This window comes from Acidicapsa dinghuensis (assembly GCF_025685685.1).
GTDB classification, from domain to species: Bacteria; Acidobacteriota; Terriglobia; order Terriglobales; family Acidobacteriaceae; genus Acidicapsa; species Acidicapsa dinghuensis.
Genome location: NZ_JAGSYH010000001.1, coordinates 580,654 through 606,806, shown reverse-complemented (window position 1 = coordinate 606,806; position 26,153 = coordinate 580,654). Strand labels below are relative to the sequence as shown.

16 protein-coding genes are annotated in these 26,153 nt (G+C 58.3%); 9 read left to right on the top strand and 7 right to left on the bottom strand.

All coding sequences use genetic code 11. The annotated features are described in order from the left end of the window. Positions 1-688: 688 nt before the first annotated feature. Genes OHL22_RS02350 through OHL22_RS02340 form a run of 3 tightly spaced genes read left to right on the top strand, consistent with a single transcriptional unit; the run spans position 689 to position 4,883 of the window. Complete coding sequence (locus OHL22_RS02350) at positions 689-2,377, top strand: hypothetical protein (protein WP_263332783.1); 1,689 nt, start codon at positions 689-691, stop codon at positions 2,375-2,377. A gap of 25 nt (positions 2,378-2,402) precedes the next feature. Next, positions 2,403-3,602, top strand: a complete 1,200-nt coding sequence (locus OHL22_RS02345; protein ID WP_263332781.1) for an acyltransferase family protein — start codon at positions 2,403-2,405, stop codon at positions 3,600-3,602. A 60-nt stretch (positions 3,603-3,662) separates the two neighbouring features. Next, positions 3,663-4,883, top strand: coding sequence for an acyltransferase family protein (locus OHL22_RS02340; protein ID WP_263332779.1), 1,221 nt, complete (start codon positions 3,663-3,665; stop codon positions 4,881-4,883). Between the two features lie 4 nt (positions 4,884-4,887). Here the strand turns inward: OHL22_RS02340 and OHL22_RS02335 are convergent, their stop codons facing one another. Beyond that, positions 4,888-6,096, bottom strand: coding sequence for a threonine synthase (locus OHL22_RS02335; RefSeq protein ID WP_263332777.1), 1,209 nt, complete (start codon positions 6,094-6,096; stop codon positions 4,888-4,890). A gap of 50 nt (positions 6,097-6,146) precedes the next feature. Between OHL22_RS02335 and OHL22_RS02330 the strand changes: the two genes are divergently transcribed. The 3 genes from OHL22_RS02330 (at position 6,147) to OHL22_RS02320 (ending at position 10,852) form a co-directional block, all read left to right on the top strand. Then, the gene (locus OHL22_RS02330; RefSeq protein WP_263332775.1) at positions 6,147-7,541 is read left to right on the top strand and encodes a dicarboxylate/amino acid:cation symporter; all 1,395 of its coding nucleotides are present in this window, start codon (positions 6,147-6,149) and stop codon (positions 7,539-7,541) included. A gap of 25 nt (positions 7,542-7,566) precedes the next feature. Continuing rightward, the gene (locus OHL22_RS02325) at positions 7,567-8,073 is read left to right on the top strand and encodes a DinB family protein (protein WP_263332773.1); all 507 of its coding nucleotides are present in this window, start codon (positions 7,567-7,569) and stop codon (positions 8,071-8,073) included. A 136-nt stretch (positions 8,074-8,209) separates the two neighbouring features. Then, positions 8,210-10,852, top strand: coding sequence for an ABC transporter permease (locus tag OHL22_RS02320; RefSeq protein WP_263332771.1), 2,643 nt, complete (start codon positions 8,210-8,212; stop codon positions 10,850-10,852). Positions 10,853-10,908: 56 nt separating this feature from the next. Here OHL22_RS02320 and OHL22_RS02315 read toward each other — a convergent pair whose 3' ends face one another. Beyond that, positions 10,909-11,457, bottom strand: coding sequence for a carboxymuconolactone decarboxylase family protein (locus OHL22_RS02315; protein ID WP_263332769.1), 549 nt, complete (start codon positions 11,455-11,457; stop codon positions 10,909-10,911). A gap of 165 nt (positions 11,458-11,622) precedes the next feature. Between OHL22_RS02315 and OHL22_RS02310 the strand changes: the two genes are divergently transcribed. After that, the gene (locus tag OHL22_RS02310; RefSeq protein WP_263332767.1) at positions 11,623-12,189 is read left to right on the top strand and encodes a carboxymuconolactone decarboxylase family protein; all 567 of its coding nucleotides are present in this window, start codon (positions 11,623-11,625) and stop codon (positions 12,187-12,189) included. A gap of 145 nt (positions 12,190-12,334) precedes the next feature. Here the strand turns inward: OHL22_RS02310 and OHL22_RS02305 are convergent, their stop codons facing one another. The 4 genes from OHL22_RS02305 to OHL22_RS02290 all read right to left on the bottom strand — a co-directional run bounded on the left by OHL22_RS02305 (position 12,335) and on the right by OHL22_RS02290 (position 20,541). Then, a complete protein-coding gene (locus tag OHL22_RS02305) occupies positions 12,335-14,746 on the bottom strand; it encodes a S8 family serine peptidase (RefSeq protein WP_263332765.1) in 2,412 nt (803 codons plus the stop codon). Positions 14,747-14,951: 205 nt separating this feature from the next. Continuing rightward, the gene (locus OHL22_RS02300; RefSeq protein ID WP_263332764.1) at positions 14,952-17,648 is read right to left on the bottom strand and encodes a [protein-PII] uridylyltransferase family protein; all 2,697 of its coding nucleotides are present in this window, start codon (positions 17,646-17,648) and stop codon (positions 14,952-14,954) included. A gap of 404 nt (positions 17,649-18,052) precedes the next feature. After that, positions 18,053-19,519 (bottom strand): FtsX-like permease family protein, encoded by a 1,467-nt coding sequence (locus tag OHL22_RS02295; protein ID WP_263332762.1) that lies wholly within the window; start codon positions 19,517-19,519, stop codon positions 18,053-18,055. Further along, on the bottom strand, positions 19,516-20,541 hold the full coding sequence (locus OHL22_RS02290) for an ABC transporter permease (RefSeq protein WP_263332760.1): 1,026 nt from the start codon (positions 20,539-20,541) through the stop codon (positions 19,516-19,518). The genes OHL22_RS02295 and OHL22_RS02290 overlap by 4 nt, the downstream gene beginning before the upstream one ends. A 186-nt stretch (positions 20,542-20,727) precedes the next feature. On the opposite strand from OHL22_RS02290, the gene OHL22_RS02285 reads away from it, so the two are divergent. Next, positions 20,728-22,116 (top strand): hypothetical protein, encoded by a 1,389-nt coding sequence (locus tag OHL22_RS02285; protein ID WP_263332758.1) that lies wholly within the window; start codon positions 20,728-20,730, stop codon positions 22,114-22,116. 442 nt (positions 22,117-22,558) lie between these two features. Further along, a complete protein-coding gene (locus OHL22_RS02280; RefSeq protein ID WP_263332756.1) occupies positions 22,559-23,464 on the top strand; it encodes a hypothetical protein in 906 nt (301 codons plus the stop codon). A 121-nt stretch (positions 23,465-23,585) separates the two neighbouring features. On the opposite strand, the gene OHL22_RS02275 is transcribed toward OHL22_RS02280, so the two are convergent. After that, complete coding sequence (locus OHL22_RS02275; protein WP_263332754.1) at positions 23,586-26,027, bottom strand: ABC transporter permease; 2,442 nt, start codon at positions 26,025-26,027, stop codon at positions 23,586-23,588. Positions 26,028-26,153 lie beyond the last annotated feature (126 nt).

Here is a 26,153-nt window from a genome sequence, read left to right as displayed (position 1 = left end):
TCCGAATTCGATAAGGCACATTAGGGTCCTTCCGGCGATGGAAAAGCGTTAACGATTTTAGGCGGTTCTTTATGTATTTTTTAGTTGGTTTTCTAAGTCTGACGAGATAGGGTTTTATAAATTCAGCAATTTGAATTCAGCATTTGTTAAGTGCCCATGAAGTAATCCTTGTTTTATTACCTAAGTGGGACGCGGAATCTTTTGCTGGAAGTAGTTGTGCTTTATCCATTTCGGCGAGGCCCGTTTGGGGACGACGGATGGCATTTGTATTGAAGCTGGGCGGCGAAAACGACATACCTCTTTTGCGGAATGGCGGCTTCCAGGTCCAGTTATCTAGGCTTGAAAGTGGCAGGAGTGCCGTTTTGCTGCTTTGATTTGCGGTATTTCATTTCCTCGTTTTTATCGTGTTTCGTTAAGAACGAACGGAAACTTTCTCTTTCGGCTTTCTGTAGCTCGGTGCGAATCGCATGAAGGGATTCGCTTAAAAGTGCAATGGTTCTATTCATGCCGTGTTGGTTCGATGCAGGGGAGGCGGAGTGTCTCTCTGCGAGTAAGCCGGCTTGCTATCCAACTCATTCAATGATTTTGTAAACGGTTTATTCATCTGACCGGCGGGCAGCGATGCTGCATTGACGTGCGATGAAGATCTCACCGGTAGACAACAGAGAGCGCGGATAAAGGGAAAATAATGCAGCGGTGGATTCAGCGATCAATTGTGTTGTGCCTGTTACTTGCGATCGCGTTCCTGTTGCTGCGGCATCCGATGGCCACAAACGATGGGCCGGTGCATCTGGCCTTTACGAACCAGATTGTCCATCAGCATGACCCAGGGTTTCCGCTGCAGCACAAGGCATACCTGGTGGAGATGAGGCCCGATCCTAACCTGGCGGTTTATCTGCTGATGGCGGGCTTGATGAAACTGTTTTCCGCGGGAATAGCTGAAGCCATCATCCAGTTCCTATGCCTGGCTGGCCCGATGTGCGCCGCCTATTTCGCCATTCACATGGTTGAACCAAAGAACACATGGCTGGCGATCTTTGTGTTTCCGATTTCGCTGAACCAGATGTTCTTTTTGGGTTTGTATAACCACTGCATGTCTACGGCGGCCTTCTTTATAGCAATTGGGACGTACATCTGGATGATGAAGGCGCCAAGCGTCAAGCGGGCATTGTGTCTTGCCGGGAGCCTGGTGCTGGCATTCTTTTGCCATGCCAGCGGTTTCCTGATGTCAGTGCTTGGGATACAGGCGCTGATCTTTACGGAGATTGCTCTTTGCTGGTATCGGGAGCAGCATCTGCTGCCTACACTGCGAAAACACCTTCACGCGTGGATCGCCATGCTGGCTCCGCTGCCGCTCGTTGCGTTGTATCTGATGACGGATGAAAAGGGCGCCACAGTTTATGGAGTGCCGTTGCGGGAGAGGATTACCGACTTCCTGAAGCTGCATGAACTGGCTGTGAATTATCCGATGGTGGACCGGTTTACAGCATTGGGCGTGAGCATTCCGCTGCTGCTGGGAGCGGTGGTTGTCGGCGTGCGAGTATTGCGGCGTCGGGCGGACCTGAGCCCAGAGCGCCGCGATGAAGCGATTGGCATGATGGCAGGATTTGCGATGGCTGTGATCTTCATGCTGGCTTTTCCCGACATCATGGGAGGCGGATGGACGCATTTTCGCCGGTTTGTGATTTTTCCTTATTTCTGGGCGATATTACTGATGGCCTTCGATCACTATCGTCCTGTGTGGGCGAGGACGATCATGGCGGTTGGCACGTCGGCTGCGGTGGCTTTGCTGGTCTCGACGGTGATGGGCCAGCAGATGATCCGGGCACAGATGGAGCAACTGGCTGATGCGGACCGGCTGATCGGCAATCACTGCACGGTGCTTCCAATCGTTCCCCAGTCGAGGCCGCTGAATTCATACGGTGGGCAGGCGTGGATGCAGTACGAGCCCTTCTTTGAATCGGCTAGTCTGCTGGAGCTGACGGAAGACCGGGTGGTCCTGTTTAACTATCTGGCTCGTCTGCCTGCCTATCCGGTTCATTTCAGATCCTCGATGGAGCCGCAGGAGAAGATCTTTTTGTGGAAGAAGCTGGAACGCAGCGTACAGATCCGGTATGTCGATATTCCCGGCTTCGAGCGCAGCTCTGGATTGCGCGTAGACTACATACTGCTGTGGGGGAAACCGGACGATAAGCAGACAGTGCTGACGCAGCAGATACAAAATGCGATCCAGTCATATCGCGAGATTTACCAGTCGCCGAATGCGCGCGTGATTCTATATCAACGCAAGGGAGAGTTGAACGATTCTTGCGATGCAACACCGGCGGCAACCCCGCTGACAGGCGGCAGCCATGGGGAGCTGGGAACGGACCGATGATGGTTTCACATCGGGGAGAATAGAGATGGCGAAGTCGAGTCACGTGATTCTTGAGCCGGGCCAGATTACCTATCGAAGCTATATCTCCGAGTTCGATGGCGTGCGCGCGCTGGGTGTGGGATCGGTGTTGCTGGGGCATTTCTGGCAACCGAGCATTTCAAAGCTGGTGTTTCAGTTTGGTGAGCTTGCGTGGATTGCGGTGGACGGATTTTTCGTCCTTAGCGGATTTTTGATTGCAGGCATATTGCTGGATCGCATCGGCAGGCCACGGTATTTCAGCACCTTTTACTTCCGCCGCACGCTCCGCATCTTTCCGGTGTATTACCTTGCGCTGCTGCTTGGCTGGACACTGTTGCGGTTTACGAACGGAGGCTATGGCTATCACTACCTGATCCAGCATTGGGGATCGCCGATGTGGTTCGCGTTTTACGTGGGCAATATTCGCACGGCAATGGTAGGCGCGTGGCCTCCATCGGCGGTTTACGATCCGCTTTGGAGCCTTCAGATCGAGGAACAGTTTTATCTGCTGTTTCCGCTGGCGGTGGCGTTTCTGCGCAGGGAGCATCTTCGGAATCTGTTGATTGGCGCGATTGTGCTGGCGCCGGTGCTGCGATTGATCTGCTACTTTGTGCGGCCCGGCAATGTGTTTCTGCAATACACGCTGCTGCCATGCCATTGCGAAGGGCTGGCTATGGGAGCGCTGATAGCGTTGCGTGTGCGCAGCGGGCGATGGGAGATTTCGAAATCAAAGATCAGAACGCTTACTCTGGTGCTGATTGGCGTCTCCGCTATCTGTTCGGCGATGAGCACATGGAAGACGCTGGAGCCATCGCCGTTGACACTGTTTGCACGGCTGCCGGGATATACGCTGGCTTCGGCGGGGTTTGCGTGCCTGCTGATCTGGATTGTTATGTACAGGGGGTCGAGCTATACGGCGTGGCTGCGCCTGCCTCCGCTGCAATACATCGGGAAGATTTCTTATGGCTTGTATATTCTGCATCCGATTGCGCTGATGGTGATGTTGGAAGCAGCACGCAAGGGATGGTGGAGATTTCATAGTCCGCTGCTGTTTTTTGCCGCGTGCGTTTGCCTGAGCCTAGCTTTGGCCGTGTGCTCGTGGCACTGTATGGAATTGCCGATTCTGCAATTAAGAAGCCGGTTTGGAAGGAAGCAGGCGCAACCGGCGATGACGGCAGAGCCTTTGCTGAGTGAGTCTTCGCAATGAGGCGCGAGGAGATGAGGGAGCGTCGCGCGGTGAACGATGAGCCGCGAAGGCAGGGAATCTGTGGCTGATCGTGAGGGCAAAGCCGAGAGCGCGGCGCCGGTGTACTTTCGCGGGTACATTGAAGAGCTGGATGGGCTGCGGGCTGTGGGATTGAGCCTGGTGCTGATCAATCACTTTACGCTCACTACGTTTCCGCAATGGCTGTATCAACTGGGCAATCTGGGATGGATTGCCATGGACTCATTCTTTGTGATGAGCGGGTTTCTGATTACCGGCATTCTGCTGGACAGTCACAACAAGCCTCATTTTTTCGGCAAGTATTATCTGCGGCGCGCGCTGCGTATTTTCCCTTTGTATTATGCGGTGTTGCTGTTCTGGTATGTGATTTTGACGCGCACCAATTATGGCAGCGATTACCACAATATGCGGCAGTATTGGGGCTCGCCGGGGTGGTTTGCGTTTTACCTGGGTAATCTGCGCGAGGCGGTGGTTTCGCTTTCGTCTGGGAAGCTCAGTTCAACGGTGAAGTGGGCTTATGGGCCGCTGTGGTCACTACAGATCGAGGAGCAGTTTTACCTGCTGTTTCCGCTGGCTGTGGCGTTCCTGAAGAAAGATCACCTGCGCAACGTTTTGATTGCGGCGGCGTGTTTGAGCCCGCTGTTACGGATTCTGCTGTATTGCTGGAATCCGGCGAACCCCGATCTGCAATATACGCTGCTGCCTTGCCACTGCGAAGGAATTGCGCTGGGGGCGCTGATTGCGATTCGTTTTCGCAGTGGACCGTGGCGGATTTCGCGAGACAAGTTGGGATGGTGGACTTGCGGTTTAATGGCCGCGGCTGTTGCTGGATCTGTGCTGACGACGTGGGGAACACGGAATGAGGCGTGGCAAACGGTGTGGAACCGGCTGGCGGGGTATTCGATCTCTTCGCTTGCGTGCGCGTGCCTGGTGCTGTGGCTGATATGCAGTCGGGGATCGGCTGAGACGATGTTGTTACGCCTGCCGCCGGTGCGGTTCATCGGAAAGATTTGTTACGGGATTTATCTGCTGCACCCAGTGGGTCACTGGATGGTGCTGGAGGCGAATAAGAAGGGTTGGATTCGCCTGAAGAACAATGACCCGATGTATGTGGTGTATGGCGTTGGATTGAGTGTCGTGCTGGCTTTGATCTCCTGGTACTGCTTTGAGGGGTTGTTTTTGCGGCTCAAGGACAAGATCCCTTACGGACGGCCGGTTGGGTCGTCCGCAAAGGTGGTGCCGATTACGGGCACGGGTGGCTGAGCCGTTACGCGTGGGTGAGGCCCAGAGCGTGGCCGATCACATCGGTGTACTTGTTGCCGCTGCCGGTGTTGAAGAGGACCACCCGTTCGCTGGGCTTGAGGAAGCCGGTGGCGATGAGGTGGTCATAGGCCGCGGTTGAGGCTGCGCCCTCGGGTGAGAGGAAGATGCCTTCGTTGCTGGCCCAGTCGCGCAGGGACTGGAAGATGGCTTCGTCAGAGAGAGCGACGACGGTTCCTCTTGATTGGCGGACGGCGTCGAGGATGATGTAGTCGCCGTAGGGCTTGGGAACGCGGAGGCCAGCGGCGAAGGTGTGCGCGTTTTGCCACATCTGGCTTGCGGATTCGCCTGCATCGTAAGCGCGGGCAACGGGAGCGCAGCCGGCGGCCTGGACGGCGATCATCTTAGGGCGACGCCAGCCGTTGCCGTTGTTTTTGGCGACCCAGCCTAGCTGCTCCATTTCTTCGAAGGCTTTCCACATGCCGATGAGTCCGACGCCGCCGCCGGTGGGGTAGAAGACTGCGTCGGGGTAGGTCCAGCCGGATTGCTCGACTAGTTCGTAGCCCATGGTTTTTTTGCCTTCGACGCGGAAGGGTTCTTTGAGGGTGGAGAGGTCGAACCAGCCTTCGGCTTGCTTGCGCTCGTTGACGATGCGGGCGCAGTCGGAGATGAGCCCGTCGACGAGGGTCATGTTCGCGCCGTAGGAGAGGCACTCGACCTGGTTGGCGAGCGGGACGTCTTTGGGCATGAAGATGTGGGCTTCGATGCCCGCGGCTGCGGCGTAGGCTGCGGCTGCTCCACCGGCGTTGCCTGCGGAGGGGACGGCGATCTTCCTGATGCCGTAATGACGGATCATGGACATGGCCATCGACATGCCGCGGGCCTTGAAGGTCCCGGTGGGATTGGCGCCTTCTTCTTTGAGGAAGACGTTGGGGTTGCGGCGGCTGAGAAGCATGGGTGTCCAACCCTCCGCGAGGGTGACGGGAGGGACCTCGGGCAAGACGGATTGATAGCGCCACATGCCGGGCGACGGACGTGACGGATCGATTGCGCCGATCTTGTTGCGGGCCTCAAGGCCCTGGGCTGCGGAGAGATCGTAGCGGACGTAGAGCGTGCCTGCGGGGCTGTCTGGGCATTGGGTGCAGACTGTTTGGGGAGTTGAGGGATCGAGGTGAGCGTGGCAGCGGGAGCACTCTAAGAACGCGATAGACGGCATAGAACTTAGAATAGCGAAGACATTTGGGGTGTTGGTGCGTAGGAGGGTGTTTGCGCGAGACGGGAGCAGGGAAGGCTAGCAGTCGCGGGTGGTTGCTGGCCGCGGTTATTGGCTTGCTGGTTTATGGTGCCGGGGTATTGCTGGCAGGGAACCCGGCGGTGGGAATGGCGCTGCGGGTGGCGGCTGTTTTGTTGCTGCTGGTGGTGACGGCGCGACGGCGGTCGCTTACGGCCTGGACGTTCTTTGCGATGCTGGCGGGGGCTGAGGTTGGAGTGGATTGGCCTGCGGTGGGATTGCACCTGCATGCTCTGGCGGAGATATTTCTAAGGCTGGTGCGGCTGATTGTGGCTCCGCTGATCATTGGGACGATGACGACGGGGATTGTAGGCCATGGTGAGCTGAAAAGCCTCGGACGGCTTGCGCTGAAGACACTGATCTATTTCGAAGTGGTGACGACGCTGGCGCTGCTGGTGGGGGTGGTGGCTATCGATCTGTCGCGCGCAGGTGAGGGCGTGAATGCGCCGGTGGTGGCAGCGCAGCAGAGTGTGGGTGGGGTGGGTACGCCGCAGGCTCATCAGGGAGTTGAGGAGTTTCTGGTGCACATCTTCCCAGAGAATCTGGTGACGGCGGTGGGTGAGAACCAGATTCTGCAGGTGGCGGTGTTCTCGATTTTGCTGGGTGTTTCGCTGGCGCAGATTGCGGAGGATAAGCGTGCGCCGCTGATGCGCGTGCTGGAGTCGATGACTGCCGCGATGTTTCAGATGACGAAGATCATCATGTACATGGCTCCGCTGGCGGCGGGCGCAGCGCTGGCGTTTTCGGTGGCGAGCATGGGGGTGAGCTCGCTGCTGCCGCTGGCGAAGCTGGTGGCTACGTTCTATGTCGCTGCGGTGGCTATGGTGCTGCTGGTGTTTGTGCCGATTATGCTGATTGCGCGCGTGCCGGTTGGGAAGTTCTTTGCAGCGGCCAGCGAGCCGGCGGCGATTGGGTTCGCTACGAGCGCATCGCAGAGTGCGCTGCCGATTGCGATGGAGCGGATGGAAGAGTTTGGAGTGCCGCGATGGGTGGTTTCGTTTGTGATTCCGTCGGGGTACACGTTCAACATGGATGGGGCGAGTCTCTACTTATCGGTTGGCTCGATCTTTGCTGCGCAGGCAGCGGGGATGCATCTGACGGCGTGGCAGCAGGCGGTGATGGTGCTGACACTGATGCTGACGAGCAAGGGGATTGCGGGGGTTCCGCGGGCGACGCTCATGATTCTGCTGGCAACGGCGGGGCAGTTTCATTTGCCGAGCGGGCCGATCTGGATGCTGTTGGGCGTGGATGCGCTGATTGATATGGGGCGGACGGCGCTGAATGTGACAGGAAATTGTTTGGCGGCGGCAGTAGTTGGCAGGGGAGAGAGTGGGAGGATGGAGGCAGATACGATTCTCGAATCTCATTGATTGAATCTCGTGAAAGGAATGCAGAGTGGATCTGAAGCAGTTTTTTCTGGAGAAGCTGGAGCGGGAGATTGCGGTAACGCGCAAGGCGATTGAACGGGTGCCGGAAGGTAAGAACGACTGGAAACCGCATCCGCGATCGATGGAACTGGGATATCTGGCGGCGCTGGTGGCGGAGATGTTGGGATGGATCGCGTTTATGGTGGAACGGGATTCGCTCGATCTTGGAGATCCCGCAAGTGAAGGATTCAAGACGCGCGCCAGGGAGAGCAAGGCTGAACTGCTGGAGGCGCTTGATAAAGGCGTGGCGCGGTCGCGCGCTGCTCTGGAAGCAACGACCGAGGAGCACCTGAAGAAGAACTGGCAGTTCAAGATGGGTGGGCAGGTGATCAGCGATCTGCCGCGATATGTGATGCTGACCGATGCGGTGTTCAGCCATCTGGCGCATCATCGCGGGCAGTTGACGGTGTATCTGCGGTTGAATGAGGAGAAAGTGCCGGCGATGTATGGGCCTTCGGCGGATGAGTTTCACTAAAGAAGGACGGCACACGCTGGCCACCAACGCTGTTCCTATTGACATTCTGCAGGTGTAAAGTGCATGCTTCCTATCAAGCATCGATAGGAGAGTGCGTCGTGCTTCGGCGCACTCCTTTTCTTGCCTCAGACTGTCCATGAGTTTCTGGTTGCGCATGCGAAGTGTGGCTCGCCGTCTCTCTCAACGAGAGCGGATCGAGAGGGATCTCGACGAAGAGCTGCGCTCGTATGTCGATATGACGGCGGACGAGAAGATTGCGCGAGGCTTATCGGAAACAGAAGCGCGCCGCAGGGCCATGGTGGAGCTTGGCGGCGTGGAGCAGGTGAAACAGCTTGTGCGAGAGCACCGGGCAGACGTTGGGCTTGAGGTGCTCTGGCAGGATGTGCGGTACAGCGTGCGGCGGCTCAGGCGCAGTCCTGGCTTTGCGCTGACTACCGTCCTGACGCTTGCTATCGGCATCGCTTCCGTTACGACGGTCTTCAGCATTCTGGACGCTGTGCTGCTGCAGCCGCTACCTTTCCGGCAGCCGGATCGGCTTGTTGCAATTACTGGTGTTCCTGACGAGACCATGTCTGATCCGACGATTCGGGACTGGCAGGAGCGCGGCAATAGCTTTGAATCCATTGCGGCTTACCGGGGCTGGTCGCCTGAAGTGCGTACTCCTCTGGGCTCAGGCGGCGATGTGCTGGAGGTTTCACAGAACTTCTTTTCCACGCTCGGAGTGGTCTTTGCGGTTGGCCGCGATCTTCCGCAGACCGGCAATGAACAGGACTGCACGCGGCAGGCGGTGATCAGCGGAGGGTTGTGGAAGCAACTGGGCGGCGGCGATCTGAGCCGCAGGACTCTTGAGATCGACCATCATACGTTTCAGATCAGCGGCGTGCTACCCATCGCGCAGACGATTGAAGGCTCGGATGCGCTGAACCATCCGGATATTTTTGTGCCGATCGGGTGCGATCCCAATGAGCGCGTTCTTTCGCGAGGCGATGAAGATTTTGCCGCCCTTGCGCGTCTGCGGCCCGGCGTCTCGATATCCGCGGCGACGACCGATCTTGCGCGAGTGAGCGCGACCCTGAGGCATGACTTTCCGAACTATTACGGCGGCGTTCTCGGGCAGCCTCCGGTGATTGAGCCATGGATTGCGAAGCTTACCGGAACGGCTGCGCGCACGGGATTGTTCGCGACTTTTGGAGCATGTGGACTGCTGCTGCTCATCACATGCGCCAACCTTGCCAATCTGCTGCTTGCGCGCAATGTTCGGCGCAGCCGGGAATTTGCTATCCGTGCAACGTTAGGAGCAAGCTTCCGGCATCTGCTGCGGCAACTGCTGGCGGAGAGCGCTGTTCTTACTCTCGCAGGCTCGGTTATTGGAATGGCGCTTAGTTATGGCGTGCTCCACCTGCTGATGCGCGAGCGTGCTTTGCGCCTGCCACGTCTTGCTCATGCTTCGATCAACGTGCCGGTGCTCGCATTTGTGGTATGCCTTGCAATCGCGATTGCTGTCTTTCTGGCGCTGGCGCCTGCTTTGAGGACGCTGCGGCCCACGCTTCAACCCGATCTGGCCAATGCAGGCCGGACGTCTTCGGACGCTGGTCTTCACCGCTTTGGCAGGATGCTGGTTGCCGCGCAGATTGCGCTTTCGCTTGTGCTGGTGGCCTGCGCCGGATGGATGATTGCGGGTGTGTACCAACTGCTGCACCAGCCGCTTGGTTTTCGATCCGATCATCTGCTGATGGTGGGAGTCAACATAGAACACAGCAGTGTTCTTCCGCGCTACGATGCTACCCAGACGAGACTCTATTTCAACCAGCTTGTTGCTTCGCTGCGGGCGCTGCCGGGAGTGACGGCTGCGGCGGCGGTGAAGAATCCACCGCTGGGAAGCGCAGTGAATCGCTATGGTTTTTGTTCAGATGCTCATCCGAATCAATGCCGGAACCCGGTCAGCGTGAATCCCGATTCTTATGACGTTACGACGGGTTATTTCGCGGCTATTGAACAGCCTGTGCTTAAGGGACGGACTTTCACAGATGCGGACGGCTCAGGTCAGCATGTTGTTATGGTGAACCGGCTGCTTGCCGCTCGCGAATGGCCTGGGCAGAGCGCGATTGGTCATCGCATCTGGACTGGAGAACTCCAAGGGTGGGCTACGGTGATTGGCGTGGTGGGGAATGTGCACAGCTATGATCTGGATACGCCGCCGGGGCCGGACCTATATCTGCCAGCTGCATACCAGCCGCCGTCGCGCATGGTTGTGATGATGCGCACGACGGGCGATCCGCGGCTGCTGGAGAAGACAGTGCGCAACATGATTCGCGGCCAGCATGCGGACCTGTCTCTCTATCACTTGCGCAGCATGGACGAGGAGATGGCGAACGAGGTGGAGCTGCGCAGCTTTCTGATGCAGGTGGCTGCTGCATTTGGGGCGCTGGCACTGATGATTGCTGTGCTCGGTACATACGGCTTGCTGGCGTACGAAGTTACGCTGCGCGAGAAGGAGATTGGAATCCGCCTGGCGCTTGGGTCTTCGCGTGCGGAGATTGTACGGCTGCTACTTTCGCAGGAGTTTCGCTGGGCGACGGCGGGCGCAGCATTGGGCATGGTAGCCGCGACGCTGAGTGGATATATTTTGCGAGCGCAGTTTTATCAGATGCAAGTTACATTTGCGCCTGTGCTTGTTGTGTCGATGATGATGCTGCTGATGCCGGCGACGATCGCTATCGTGTTGCCGGCGCGGCGGGCGGCGTCTCTTGATCCTGTGGTGACGCTGCGGCATGAATAGCAGCGCGGACGGCACAGAGGTTCAGCCCATGCCCGTGTTGTGCCGCATTGAGGTGCTTATCCGTCAGCGCGGCGGTAGCCATTTTCGGCCATCATTTTTCCCATGTCGCGGTACATTTCTTCGCCGCGTGGCTGCACTGTAGCGAGGCCATCGACGTAGCGGTTGTACATACAGAAGGCTGCGGCGATGAGTACGGTGTCGTGGATGTCGTGATCGGTGGCACCTTGTGCGCGTGCTTCCGCGACGAGTTCTGGAGTGACGCGCTTGCCATCGATCTGCACTTCGGCGGCGATGGCGAGCAGCGCTTTGAGCTTAGGTGAGACTGGTGCGCTTACATAGTCGCGAACGATGTGATTGGAGAGGCTGGCGTCGCCGCCGTTGAGGTGATTGGCCGCGGCTGCATGGCTGGTCTGGCAGAAGTAGCAGGTGTTGCGTGAGGAGACGAAAGCGGCGATCAGTTCGCGATCGCGTGAGCTGAGTCCTTCGTTGCCTGACTCGTGCAGGAGCACGTGTGCGAGGTCGCGCATGGGTTTGGCTGTCTCAGGGCGAAAGGCAAATCCTGCGGTGATTCCGGGCATGTTTTCAGGCAAAGCGATGTGCGGCATGGGAGGCTCCTTGGAGAATGGCGGGTACGAAGCGAATGATAGGGAGCGATGCGAGAGCGCGTCCTCATCCGAAGGTTTGAGATTTGTCTCCAACTGTTCGCAGCGATGGATATCGCGTATGCTTTTCGCTCGAAGAGCAACGGCTCACAGGAGAAGAGTCATTTTATGCCACATATCAAACTGCCGGCGGATTTGCCGGGTATCCGGAGCGCGATGGCGTTTCGCCCTGAAACGGCGAAGCCACTTAATGAACTTGCAGAGATTTTGCTGCATCGGCCGAACTCACTGCCGCAGGGCGACCGCGAGTTGATTGCAACCTATGTCTCGTATCTCAATGACTGCTATTTTTGCCAGACAGTGCATGGCGCGATTGCGGCTGCCTGCCTGAACGACGATCACGATCTGGTGATACGTGTGAAGGCGGATTTTCATGTGGCGGAGATTTCAGAGAAGCTCAAGACGCTGCTGGTGATTGCCGCCAAGGTGCAGAAGGGCGGCAAGAGCGTAACGGCTACGGATGTGGAAGCAGCGCGTGCGCATGGAGCTACGGATATGGAGATTCACGATACGGTGCTGATTGCCGCTGCTTTTTGTATGTACAACCGTTACGTGGATGGGCTGGATGCGTGGCAGCCGCGCACGGAAGAGGCTTACCGCGAGCGAGGCAAGAGGACGGCGCGCGAGGGATATGTGCAGATGAGCAAGGAGTTTCTGCCGCAGGCTGTGCGCTGAGTTTGCGGCTTTTTTAGCGGCCGATCGTATAAGTGGCGCCCATCCATTCCGCAAACAGCGCGGAATGGATGGGATACCCAGATTTGTGGTGATGCGGGTGGGGAGATTGGCCGGACTACCCGCCGTCGCCGTGTTGAGAGGTGTTCTACCGGACCAGACTCACCGCCTTAACGGCGTTGATGAGACCATGTCCGTCGTAAATGGAATATCCGTCCTCGGAGCGAACGGTCATGGTTCCACTGGCCGTGGAACCATCGCTGAAGGTGGCGGTGTACGTCGTTCCATTCAGGCGATCGGCGGTATCGTCGAAGTAACCCACCACGTTATCGATACGGTCGAGTCCGAACGAGAAGTAATCTCCTGACTTAAAGCCGGAGAAGTTGAGTTGGAAGCTGTTAGAAAAGACCAGTGAGTTGACATCCGAAGGGACTGTCGAGGTCAGTGTGACGCCGGGGCTCTCGGGTCCCTGGACCAGAGGATTGTAATAGCCGAGCGGGATGTCCTGAGGCTGAGAGTCGAGATAGAAGAGCGCTTCGGCCTGCGTAGGCAGAGTCATGGTGAGGCTTGTCAGCTTGACGCCTGGACGATTGAAGGTGAGAAAGAACTGGTTTGGCGCCTGAGTGCTGAAGTAGCTGGCGCCCGTAACGACGATTTCGAGACCGTGGTTGTCTGAAACGAGCTGGAATGGATTGAGCGGGCGCGCGGTGCCGGCCTCTTCCAGATCGCGGCGCATCTCCACAGGAGTAAGCGTGCTGGGGCCATGCGAACGCTCCGCCTTCTCAATCATCAGAGCACCGATACCGGCCGCACATGGGGCTGCAGCGCTGGTACCGAAGAAGCGCGGGAACGTGTCGGTGGTGAGCCATTGCGATCCGAAAAACGTAGTAAAGACGCCGTCAACGCAAGCGACGTTCGGTTTCTTGCGTATCTCGAACGTGTGCAGCCGTCTTCCATTCGCATCGAAGGCGATCTGCGCAGGGCCAGCCGAGGAGAAATACTCGTTCTGCGGGGTGTAGGGAGGATCGGCATTGTAGGGAGCGCGGCTTACGTCGTAAGCGGCCACGGCAATGGCATGCTCGGCCGCCGGATGACCAAAAATGATTGGAGCTCCCTGGCCGCCGAGAAACGAACCGGTCATTGATCCGCTGCCGTCGCTGAAGTTGATGTACTTGAGGTGTTTTGCCTCTCCAGAGCCCTCTCCGGTTTTGGCGATAACCAGATAGTAGGTTGTATTCGAGTTATTTTCGAAATGGATAAACTGGTAGCCTTCATCGATGGCGAAGCTATCGTTCGTCGAGGAAAGCTTCGCGTCGTAATTGCCGTTACTGTCGAAGACAAGCAGGTTGTAATTGGTCGTAATGGCGTGCTGGTCGAAAAGATCATCCCACTGCAACTCGATCGGATTGCTGCCAATGACTTGAATCTGCTGATAGATGACCGGAGTGCCGCCTGCTGGAGCATTGAAGTTGTGGAAGCCCCCCGAAACATCGACAGAGCTCGGGATGCTGGAGAGATTGATCGGAAGTCCTTTGAGCTTCTCTGCCGCTGACGGCTTGACGGGGCTAAATTCGCCAGCATAGGTGCCGGCATCGGCATCGTTGCCGGCGGCACTGAAATAGCTCACCGGTTTGCCGGGCAGGGACTTGCTGGTTGACACCAGATTGACCGCTTGAGCAATGACGCCGTCTGAGAAATAAGGCTCATCGAGATAAAATTCATCGTCGACGAGGATATCCGCGGCGCAACCGGGATTGGTGCGAAGAGTGACGATCGATTCGGCATACTGCAGTTCTCCGTAGGAGGCCGACGCAAAGCAAAGACTCGCGCCAGGCGCCATATCGTGGAGGATTTGAGCCATGGCTCGCCCTTCATCCGAGCCGACAAAGTTAGCATCCATGGCGAACTTCAGCCCCTCTTCGTGAGGAATCGCGGTAGTATCCGGCAGATCGCCGGAAAGCACGTCGTCGAGGGCAGTGTCAGCGCTGCCGGAGGTGTTGTAACTATCGGAAAAAATACCGATGGTGGTCCCTTTCCCGCTGTACCCAAGGTTGAAGACATCGTTCACATTGAGCGCGACGACGCCTTGCGAAGTAACCGCACCCACACGTAGTTGCGGTGCACCCTCCAGCACGACTGCCCTGACACCGGTGATCGAGGCCGATGACCGAATCTCGGAGACCGGCAGATAGGCGGAGATGAGGCCTGGATGGATCTGCTGATCGGTCGCGACAGTCTTGCCGCCAAGCGAGCCGATTTGCTTTCCGACGTCCGTGGCGCTTCCTGGCGCATCCAGGACCAGGCGGACCATCACCCTGCGTTGGTCGTCCACGAGGAGATTCCGCTTGCCGGTTGTCAGCACATACTCGTGAGAAACGGCATTGTAGGCGAGACGGGAATGTGCAGCATCGGGAAGAACCCCCCGCGCTTCCGTTGCCTGTAAGAGCCGTTGGAGGCGGACGTCGATGTTATTTTCGGTGCCGGATTGCGCCTGGGCCACGGCGCATAGGCCGATTGCCAAGGCTACTGCATTCCACGCACGAGCGTAGCTGCCAATCATGTGGATTCCCCCAAAGAGTGAAATAGAAGTCGAGCGAGTATAGAGGCAGGATTGCCTGCTCAGGAACAAAAATCTTTTGGACGATTTGAGGCAGGCTGTTTAGCCGCCCAATTGAGCGATTGCAGTGGGCGCCTTGCGCTCAGAGATGGATGCAGCGTGGGCGGTGCTTACGCTCTTGTTTAGAAATGACGACAGCCAGCGCGGTTTATGTATGGTTTGCGGGCAGCACGGAGGCTAGAGCCGATTGCAGGTTTGCTGCAAGAGATTGCTGCAAATTTTGCTCCAGCTTGTTTTGGTTCTGGGTGAGATAGAAGACGTCGATGGCGGTTTCGCCTTCTGTGTCGACGAGGGCTACTTCGATATTGCACTGGTGTTCGTGGAGGACGAGGGCGATCTGGCGGAGCAGTCCTGGTGTGTCCTGGGCGACGACCTGCAGCAGCGTGGAGTGGGTGCTGGATTCGGAGTCGAATTCGAGCCGAGTGGGGATATCGACTTTGACGCTGCCGTTGCGCGGGGTGTTGCGACGGGAGGCGAGGAGGGTTTCTACCTGAACATTTTGCGCGAGGATGTCCTGGATGTTGGCGAGGAAGCGGTCTTTCTCTGTCGGGTTGAGCTCGAGGGTACGGAAGGTGTCAGTGAACTGGAAGCTATCGACGATGATGCCGTCGTCGTTGGCGAAGGCGTCGGCTTTGACGATGTTCATGCCCCAGGCGGCGAGCGCACCGGAGACGTCGGCGAAGAGGCGGCTGCGGTCGCGGGCGATGACGGTTAAGTCGAGTAGCTGGCGGTGCGGACGAAGCTCTAACTGGATGGGTTCTAGCTCTAACTGGGCGGCTAACAGATAGTGGTTGCGGATCTGCTCGGGTGAGCGGGTTTGCAGATAGCGCTGCGGCAGCCCTTCGAGAAACTTGCGGATGGAGGATTCGCGGCTGGAGGCAAGCTGTTTTTGTTTCGCCTGCGAGCCGCGATTCTGGGGCAGCATGGACTCGATGCGGTAGAGCAGCGTGGGGTCGATGGCGGAGTGGTAACGGACTTCATCAACGCTGCGGTCCATGAAATTGGCGGTGGCCATGTAGAGCTGCCAGAGGTTTTCAGCCTTCCATGGAGTGAGGGCGTCGGGGTGGACGGCCTTGATGTCCGCGTAGGTCATCAGGGTGAGCATCTTGAGGATCTGCGGGCTGCCGAGTTTTTCGCTTAGGGTGTGCACGTTGTCCGTGTCGAAGATGTCGCGGCGCAGGGCATTGGACATTTCGAGATGGCTGCGGATGAGCTTGCGGACGGTTTCGCGGGCCTCGTCTTCGAAGTCGAGGCGGGCGAGGAAGCTGTCGGCCAGCTCGACGGACTGGACGGCGTGATCGCCGGTGCGGCGGGCCTTGCCGGTGTCATGCAGCAGAAGCGCGAGGAGCAGCAGGTCGAGGCGGTCGATTTCTGGAAGGATGGTGGCGAGGCGTTGGGCTTGCTCGCGGAATGGCTCGTGGGCGGGCTGGCGCAGGGCGTGGATGTTGTCGATGGTGAGGAAGGTGTGCTCGTCGACGGTGTAGCGGTGGTAGCTGTCGCGGATGACGAGGGAATCGATGCCGTGAAACTCGGGGATGAGCATCTCCAGGACGCCGAGAGCGTGCATGGTGCGCAGGGCGTGCGCGGCGTGGGGTCCGAGCAGGACTTCGCGGAGGTGGTTCCAGAGGTAGGGGCCTTCGGGAAGATGGATGGCGAGGACTGGGAGGGCGTCGGTGATGCGGTCTTCGGCGGCCTGGGTTAGGGTGTAGCCGTGGTTGGCGATGAGGGCGAAGACGCGCAGGATGCCTTCGGTGTCGTTGAACTGGGCGGTGGGCGAGATGTCGATGCGGCCCTGGGCGGACTGGAAGTCGAGGATGAAATCGGAGCCGGCGATGGGCTGGCGGCGCTTGCGGAACTGTTTGTAGAAGCTGACTGGATTGGGCAGGTGCTCCATAAGCAGCGTAGCGCGGCGGTAGATGGTGCGGGCGTGCCGGTAATAGGTGCGCATCCAGTAGGCGGGGTCGGCGGTGCCGCGAGTTTCGAGGCCAATGGAGAGCGCGGCGGCTTCATCCTGGGATTGCCAGTCGAGCGTGTTGTCGTCGCGGCCGTGGCGGAAGTGGAGAAAGCAGCGGGTAGCGGCGAGGAAGTCGAAGGCGGATTCGGCTTCTCCGTGGGGTGAGGACCAGGAGGGTGAGGCGGAGCCGGTGGAGCGGGGCTGCGGCCACTGCCTGGTCTCTTTGAGGGTGAAGAGCAGGGAAAACCAGGGAGCGAGGTTGAAGTCGCGCAGGCCGCCGGGACATTCCTTCAGGTTCGGCTCGAGGTGAAAGATGGTATTGCCGTATTTGGCGTGGCGGACACGCGCGAGCTCGCCTAGCTTCTGGGCGATGCCGTTCCAGTCGCTGAGGATGACGCCGGGGAAGATTTCATTGTGGAGCTTTTGATAGAGAGGGAAGTTGCCGGCGAGGAAGCGGTGGTCGAAGGTTGAGAGGGTGTACTCGAGGTTGTCGGGGTCGAAGCGGGTACATTCCTTGGCGGTGCGGGTGGTGGGGCTGGCCCGGAGACCGATGTCCCACATGGCCTGAATGATGGCACGGAAGGCGGGACGGGCAGTTTTTTCAGTGTCCTCGTCGGCGGCGACGAAGAGGACGTCGATGTCAGAGCAGGGAAAGAGATCTTTGCGTCCGTAGCCGCCGAGGGCCAGCATAGAGGCCTTGAGATTGGGATCGAGCGCGCCGGAGGTAAAGACGCGACGCCAGAGCTCGACAAGGACGCGGTCGACAATGGAGGCGCGGCGACGGATGGCCGCGGTGCCGTCGCCGGTGCGGTCGTAGGTCTGGCGCAGCACCGTCATCTGCTGGGTGTACTGCTGTCTCAGGTCGTCGATGACGAGATTGGTAATGTCCATGTATGTCGTGGTGACCCGGGGGGTGCGAGACGCAAGGAAGAAATGAACGGGTCACTTTGAGGATAAGCGATCACAGGGCGCAACGGGAGCTTGATTTGTCGGAGGGATGGTGGGTCAATTTGAACCCGCATTGCTGATTGTGGACGACAAATCAGAAATTGAGCGACGAGGGGCGCGTTTGCCGGGATTAATCATAGCGATAGCGGCATTCTGGTTGTCGCTGAAGAACTGCCTCCGTCGTGTACTGAGGAGTAACTTCCGCATGGCCGACAATCTGGCAGACGCCCAGAAGATGGGCGTTCAACTAACTCGGCCTGTGCGGAACGAATGCAGACATGCTGGCTGATCAATCGCGAAGCTTCGATCGCGATAGCCTGCATGGAACCGACGTAAACGAAGCCAGCTTATTGTTCTCGCAGCGCCTGTATTGGATTGACGGAAGCGGCGCGAAGGGCGGGGAGGGCCGAGGCCGCCAGAGCCAGGACAAAAACGGCCATCGCTGTCAGAGCCATCACCACCGGGTCGAAGGGGCTGACGTGAAAGAGGAAGGAGCGCAGCACACTGGACGCGGCGGCCGCGCCGGCCAGCCCGAGAATGGCGCCGATGGCGGCCAGCTTGAGGCCGGAGGCGAGAATGAGGCGCACAATGTCCGCGCGCTGAGAACCGAGGGCCATGCGGATCGCCATCTCCTGGACGCGCGAAGCCACCGAAAATGCAATCACACTGTAGATACCAAGCACGGCCAGCAGAACCGCAGCCAGGGCGAAGCTGGAAATGATGACCGTGTTGAAGCGACGCGGGGCTTCGCTCTGCGACACCACCTGTTCCATGGTTTGTACCTGGGCCAGCGGCAACTGCGGGTCGATGGAGCGGACCACCGCGCGCACGGAGTTCTCCATCTGCTCGGGTGGCAGCGTAGAGCGCACGACAATGTTGCCGCTGTTGCCCCACATGTCATTGGAGGAAAAAGGGCCACCGAGGTCCTTGTCCACTTGGGCTACTGGCTGATAGAACTCTGCGGCCGTGCCGGTGTCGGGCCCGTAAACCTTCACGTTGGCCACTTCGCCCACCACCGTCATCCATGGCGCTCGCGACTTTGGATTGCCAATGTGCATATGTTTCCCAATGGGATTCTGATTCGGCCAGTAGTGCTCCGCGAACTCCTGATTGACGATGACGACGAGCTGGGTGTTCGCGTTGTCGTCGTCGGTGAAGTATCGTCCACGCCGCAGCGGAATGCCCATGGCGCGGAAAAAGTTGCCGGAGATCTCAGAATGCGCGCCTCTCGCCTGGCTCGGGCCGCCAGGATCCACGTAGCCGTCCACAACAAAGAACTCGCAACAGTCGCCTTGGGTGGGGAGGGCGCTCGTCGAGCCTACGGATGGAACGCCCGGCAGTTGGCTCAACCGTAGAAGTACCTGATGATTGAAAGAATCGATCCGCGCCTGCGACGGGTATTCCTTGTTTGACAGCGTGTAAGCGGCCGTGGTTACGTGGTCAGGCCGGAAGCCGAGATCCACCTCGCTCATATTCAGGTAGCTGCGCAGAAGCAGCCCCGAGGCGCACAGTAGAATCAGCGCAATCGCGATCTCTGCCACCACCAGCCCTGAGCGCAAGCGCGTGTGGGCGCTGCTCGCCGAACCGCTGCGTGCGCCTTCTTTCAAGGAGTCGTTTACATTGGTGCGCAGGGCCACGAAGCCCGGCGTCAGCCCGCACAGCACGCCCGTCAGCAGCGCCAACAGGAGCGCGAAACTCGCAACCGTCCAGTTCAGAGTGATCTGGCTGGTCAGCGGCAGGTCGGCCGGCAAAAAATTCCTTCCCGCAGCGAGGGCCAGGCCGGCGAGGCCGAGGCCGAGCACGCCTCCAGTCACGCTGATGACGAGACCTTCGAGAATGGTCTGCCCCAGTAGCGTGCCGGCGCTCCCAAGGCCAGGCGCACGGCCATCTCCCGCTGCCTGCGAATGGCCCTCACCAGCAACAGCCCCGCGAGGTTAGCGCAGGCGATGAGCAGCATCACTGCCACAGCTAGAAAAAGCATGTGCAGCAGCGGACGGATCTGCTCTACCGTGATCTCGTGCAGTGGATAGACCACGGGCCGGATGTGTATGGTCGATAGGTCGGGCGGATAGTTGCGCACAACCTGCGCGGCCACCCGCCGCGCATCGTCTTGCGCTTGCGCCATAGTAATGCCGGGCTTAAGCCGCCCGACCATGAGGAAATTCCAGTTCCCCTCCTGCTCCAGCGAAAGCTCATCAGCGCTGAAGCTCATGGGAACCCAGAGCTCGCAGCGGTTGAGACGGCCGGCATTGATAGGAAACTCGAAGTTCCTGGGCATGACGCCGACGACGATATATGGTCTTCGATTGAGGTCGATTCTGGTTCCAATCACGTCGGGATTGGCGTTGAACCGGCTCTTCCATGTGGCGTAGCTCAACACCACAACCTGGGTCTTTTGCGTATCTTCTTGCGGGGTGAACACGCGGCCCATGAGCGGAGCAACGCCCAGCACGGAGAAAACGGATGGCGTCATGCGCGCAGCAATGATCTGGGCAGGCTTGCCAGTTCCAGAAAGCTCGTCTTGTTCGAGGCCAAAACCGCCGAGGCTCTGAAAGGAGTGTGTGTCGCGCTGGTAAGTCACCACCTCGGGCGAGGTCACCCATCCGGGATCGCCGTGCTCCCCCATATGCCCCCCGCTTAACTGGTCGCCCAGGGTCACCAGGCGGCTGGCGTCGGGAAATGGCAGCGGGCTCAAAAGCACACCGTCGACAATGGAGAAGATGGCGGTTGTGACGCCAATCCCGAAGGCAAGGAGCAGCACCGCCGTCGCCGTGAACCCAGGGGACTTGTATAACTGGCGAAATACCGGCTTCAGGGCGGAAAGGATCCTCGGCATTTTGACTCCTTGAATCTCAACTAAGCGTTAGACGCCGTGGCTTGGTAACGTCCTCAAATGAGCGACGGACCTGGTGCAGCGAGGGCTGGCCTGCCGAACTTCACATAAGATTTTCTTTCGATGATTCCAAACTTGCCCGCCACCGGAATCGTCCATCATTCAGTATCATCTGCAAGCGAGGTACCTTTGGAGCCTTCAGGCATTTCCATCTCCTCCGCTAGTCCGCCGCCATCCTGGAGCCCCGCTACTCGCCTTGGCTTCCGCATCGCTTTCCTGTACTTCTTCTGCTTCATCGTCGTTGGCGCCAACGGAACCCTTTTGGAAGCATTTCCGGTTGTCGGCGGCTGGATTCAGGACAAGCTCAACTGGCCCCTCAATCATCTGTCGGAGTTTGCCGGGCAGTACGTGTTTCATCTGAGCGGGATCGCAGCCCACTGGCACCCCAGCGACTCCGGCGACACTGCGATGAACTGGATTCACGATGGCCTCGCGCTCGCCCTCGCCCTGGCTGGTGGCATTCTTTGGACCGTGATCGCCCATCTGCGGAAGAGCCCTCGCACCGAATACCGCACCCTGCACGCGTGGCTTCGCTTTTTTCTCCGACTTACATGCGGCATGTTCATGATCGGCTACGGCCTGGTCAAAGTCTTCCCGTTTCAAATGCCGCCCCCTTCTGTCGCGATCCTCACCGAGCCTGCCGGCAATATGGCTCCCATGACCTTTCTCTGGAACCTTATCGGACTCAGCCCTGTTTACGAGATCATTTGTGGTTCAGCGGAGGTCCTTGGTGGCGTTCTTCTCCTCTACCGACGCACCGCGCTCGCGGGAGCCCTCTTCTCCACCTTCGTCGTCACCAACGTGGTCCTCTACAACTACTGCTACGACGTTCCCGTTAAGCTCTTCGCGACCAACCTGCTCCTCGGCTGCGTCTTCCTCGCCTTGCCCGACTTCCTCTCCCTTTGCCGTTACTTCTGGAGCCATAGACCTGCTGCGCCTACCGGCGTCTGGATTCCTCCCATTAGCCGCCGAGCCGGGTGCATCGCCATCCTCGTCACCGAGATCGTCTTCGCCGTCGCCTTTCTTGTCGTCCGACCGATCTTCATGACCATCGGCTGGCGCCATCTTCAAGTCGCGCTCCGCACGCCATCTCCACTGGTGGGCGCCTGGCATCTTGACGACGCCCACGCTGCCTCAGGCGCTTTCATCGACCCCGAAGGCATTCCTGTCACCGACCTTTACGTTGCCCAATCCGGCCGCGCTTACACGCGCTCCGCTGACGGCGAGCTCTGGCTTACCGGTGTCGATCTTGACCAGAAGGGACACACCGTCCGGATCGATTGCTACTTCATCAACCCACCGACCAACTACGCCTGGCAACTCTCCGATCCCAACCATCTCATTCTCACTTCGATACTGCCCAACCCATCCAAAATCACACCTGAGAATAAGCCTGCCAAGCCGGCTCCTCCCATCAAGCCCGCCATTCTCACCCTCACCCGAACGCCGACGCCTGACCACTATCCGTTGCTTGAACGTGGCTTTCACTTCATCAGCGAATGGCGCTATGAGCGCTAGAGCAAAACCAGAGTTATTGCGTCCTGCTAAGCAGCGAGATCGGTCCGCTATCTCGCTCTAATTAGAACTCCGATAAGCGATTGCGATGATAACTCAATATTTGTAAAACCACGCTGAGATCAAGGCTGAATCGCGTCGGGTCGAATACCAGTTCGCTGCCGGACATAATTACGAGTGTCCGTTTGTGGGCGCTAGCTTTCGATTTCGGACGGATAATTCCTGCGGTGATACCACATAGCACTGATAATGCTGAGACAGGCAATGAAACCTTTGGTGCACTTCCAGAGCGAAACCAGAGTTCCTGTGTCCTGGCGATCTTCTACGATGATTAGCCGCTCTCGCAGTTCGGTCGCGTCGAGTTGAGAGCAGCGGTTTCGGGATATCAACTCTGGTTTCGCTGTAACGAGGAATTGATCTTTTCCCGACCAAGGAGGAGTGAAACGTGCGTCTGAGACTTATTGCCGTGTGGTTGATTGCGGTTGGCTATCTGGCTGTGGCTGCTGAAGCACAGGAAAGTTTCTGGGATAGTCCGCAGGCGTATCTTGGGCAGGCGCGCCCGTCAAACACGCCTCAGGTTTTTGCGCCCGGCCTGCTGACCGAGCCAGGGACGATGGCGATGGATCGCATCACGTTCTCGCGAGATGGACGAGAGATCTATTACTACCAGGCCGACGACTGGGGTACGCTGAAAACCGCTAAGATCAAATCCTTGCACTACGACGGCCATCGGTGGATTGGGCCGAAGGTGCTGAACGAACATCTGTTCGATGTGACGATGTCGCCGGACGATAACGTGCTCTACTTCGAGGACGCCAATCCGAATCATGTGTTGAGATCGAGACGGACCAAAGATGGCTGGACTGCCCCAGAGGTAGCGTACGAGGAACCTTTCAGCTTGTATGACTTTACGCCGACGAAGAGTGGGACTTTTTATATTGCGACAGATAGCGGCGCAGAGGATAAGAAGGCCGGGATAACGAATTCATTTTCCACCCTGAAGATTTCCGCGGCTGGTGCTAAGGTGCAAAATCTCGGGGCACCGCTGAACGAGCCGGGGCGGAACAGTGATTTCTTTGTAGCACCGGATGAGTCTTACATGATTGTGAGCGCAAAGGAAACGAAGACAGCGGAGTGCGAGCTCTACATTTCATTTCGCAGACCTGATTTGAGCTGGACGACGCCAGTCAGCCTGGGGCCAAAGATTAACGATGGTCTGGCTCATCGATGGGGCCAGTACGTGACGCCCGACGGCAAGTACCTGTTCTATACAAGAGGCACGAGCGCAAAGGACTCTGCGATTTATTGGGTGAGATTCGACACTCTGTTGGCTAGCCTGAGACCAAAGTAGCGTTGAGTCGGTGTTTTGCGAAGACGCCTCCTCACTGTTGCGACCCTTTTAACGACCCGCGAAAACGTGAACGGCTTGGCTTAGGCTTGGCGAAACTGCCGGAAAGCAGCGATGTGTGATGTTATTCCTCTCGCAGCGCTACAATCGGGTCCACATTGGTGGCCCGCCACGCTGGGATGACTGTGGCTGCGAAGGCCACCGCGGCCAGCAACGCAGGTACAGCCAAGAACGTAGCGACATCCGTGGTGCTTACACCGAACAAGAGGCTGGCGATCACCCGAGTGAGCGCGGCCGCTCCAATGATTCCAATGACAATGCCGGCAATGGTTAATCGCATCCCCTGCCGGACAACCAGACTGATAATATTTCCGGGCCGCGCACCCAATGCCACCAGAATGCCGATATCGTGCGTGCTTTGCGAGACCAGATACGAGATCACGCCGTACAAGCCAACGGCCGCCAGCAGCATTGCGAAGCCCGCAAATGCACCCAGCATGACGCTCGAGAAACGTTGGCGCGCAAGCGAATCATACAAGCGGTCCTGCATGGTGCGCGTGCCATACACAACAGCAGAGGGATCGACAGAGTGTATTTCGCTGACAACAGCGCTAGAGAGCCCAGTGTCATCCGATGAGGAGCGAACCGCCAGGAACATACCGCGACCCGTGTCCTGCAGCAGCGGGAAATACGCTGCGATCTTGCCATCGGTCTCCAAACCGTATTGCTTGACGGTTCCGACAACGCCGACTATCGTTATGGGCTTCTTCGGATCAAACCACACATGTTTGCCGACAGCGTCGTTGTGCGGCCAGAAACGCTGTGCGAAATTTTTGTCGATGATCGCGACCGGCGGCATATCCGCGGTGTCCTGCTCTGAGAAAAAGCGGCCTGCGGTTAGAGGAATCTGCATGGTGCGAAAGTAGTCGGTGCTTGCTGTTCGCTGATCGACTTGCAACTCCTGGCCCGGCGGGGGATTGTACCCCTCCACCTGAATGCCTCCCCATCCAACCGTCCCGGTGAGCGGGAGCGCTGAGACCTCGCCTTCGGCTACGACGCCTGGCATGTGGGCAACGCGGGTGTCGATTTCACGCCAGAAGCCAGCGACAGCATTATGCTGGCGGTACTTCGGGTCGTTGGCTGCGACCTCCATGGTCAATACGTGTTCCGTTGTGAAGCCCGGAGGCACGCTCTGCAAACGGATAAAGCTTCGGATGAGCAGTCCTGCCCCGATCAGCAGCATCAGTGAAAACGCAAGTTCTGAAACAACCAGCAAGCTGCGCAAATAGTGCCGTGTCATGTGCAGGCCGCCCTCGGACTGTCCGCTGCGGCCGCCGGCCTTCAGCGAAGAGTTCACGTCAACCTTGATGGCTCGCCATGCCGGGGCGAGTCCGAAGAGAATGCCGGTGGCGAGCGAAAGTATGAACGTGAAGGCCAGGACCGAACCGTTGATTCCGATGTCATCAAGCCGGGGAATGTTGCCGGGGTTCATCGTGCGCACTATAAAAAGGCTCAATCGAGCTACAGCGAGTCCGGCGGCTCCACCGATGAGTGCCAAAAGAATGCTCTCGGTCATCAGTTGCCGCATCAGACGATGCCAGCCCGCTCCCATCGCGGTGCGGATGGCAACTTCTTTCTCGCGGCCCGCCGCTCGCGCAAGCAGAAGATTTGCCACGTTGGCACAGGCGATCAGCAAGACGAGCGCAACGGACCCAAGGAGCACCAGCAGAGCACGTCGTACATCTCCGACCACCTGCTCTTGCAGGCCGACGACATCCATGCCGAAAGTAACGTCGCGCTTGTCCTTCTGGCGGATTTGGCTGGCGATGACGTTGATGTCGGCCTGTGCCTGTTGCAACGAAACCCCCGGCTTGAGGCGCACCATGATGTTGTAGTTTTCGTCGCCCCGGCGTTGTGCGGCATCGGCTCCCAATGGCAAGGGGAGAAACATGTCCACCTTGTCCATTGGCCCTTCCGAGGGCATCACTTCGGCATTCAGCATGAAGCTGCGCGGAAGTACGCCCGCCACAGTGAATGCATTCCCATCAAGCATGATGCTCTTGCCGACGATGGCCGGGTCCGAGTTGAACAAGCGCGTCCAGACGCCGTTGCTCAGAATTGCGACAGGTGGTTTGCCCGGTTTGTCCTCTTCCGGTAAGAAAGTACGCCCAAGTAGAGCTTTTGCGCCAAGCATCGTCAGGAGGCTCGACTGTGTGCGCAGCACATCAACTCTCTCCGGCTGATCGCGCCCCGTCAGCGTAAAGGTGCGGCTCTGCGCAAGCGCCATCTGCTCGAACGAATGGTTCTGGTTCTGAACGTCGATGAACTCGCCTGGAGACGGCCAGTCGCGCAGGATGCCAATTCCGGGGGAATGCAGCCACACAGCCGCCAAGCGGTTGGCATTCGGATATGGGAGCGGGCGCAACAGCAGTGCGTCGACCACGCTAAAGATGGCCGAATTAGCGCCGATTCCGATTGCCAGAGAAGCCACTATCACCATCGTCATGACCGCGTTCTTGCGAAGCGTGCGAATTGCATAACGAAAATCCTGTAACCAAAGGTCCATGAATTCTCCCCTTAAGTCGAATGGCAATCACCCGGAAAAATAGAGGCGCTTCCTGAATCCGTCTACTGCGACTTGAATATCTGTATCGGATCTACGGCAACGGATCGTCTTGACGGCGCCGGAGGA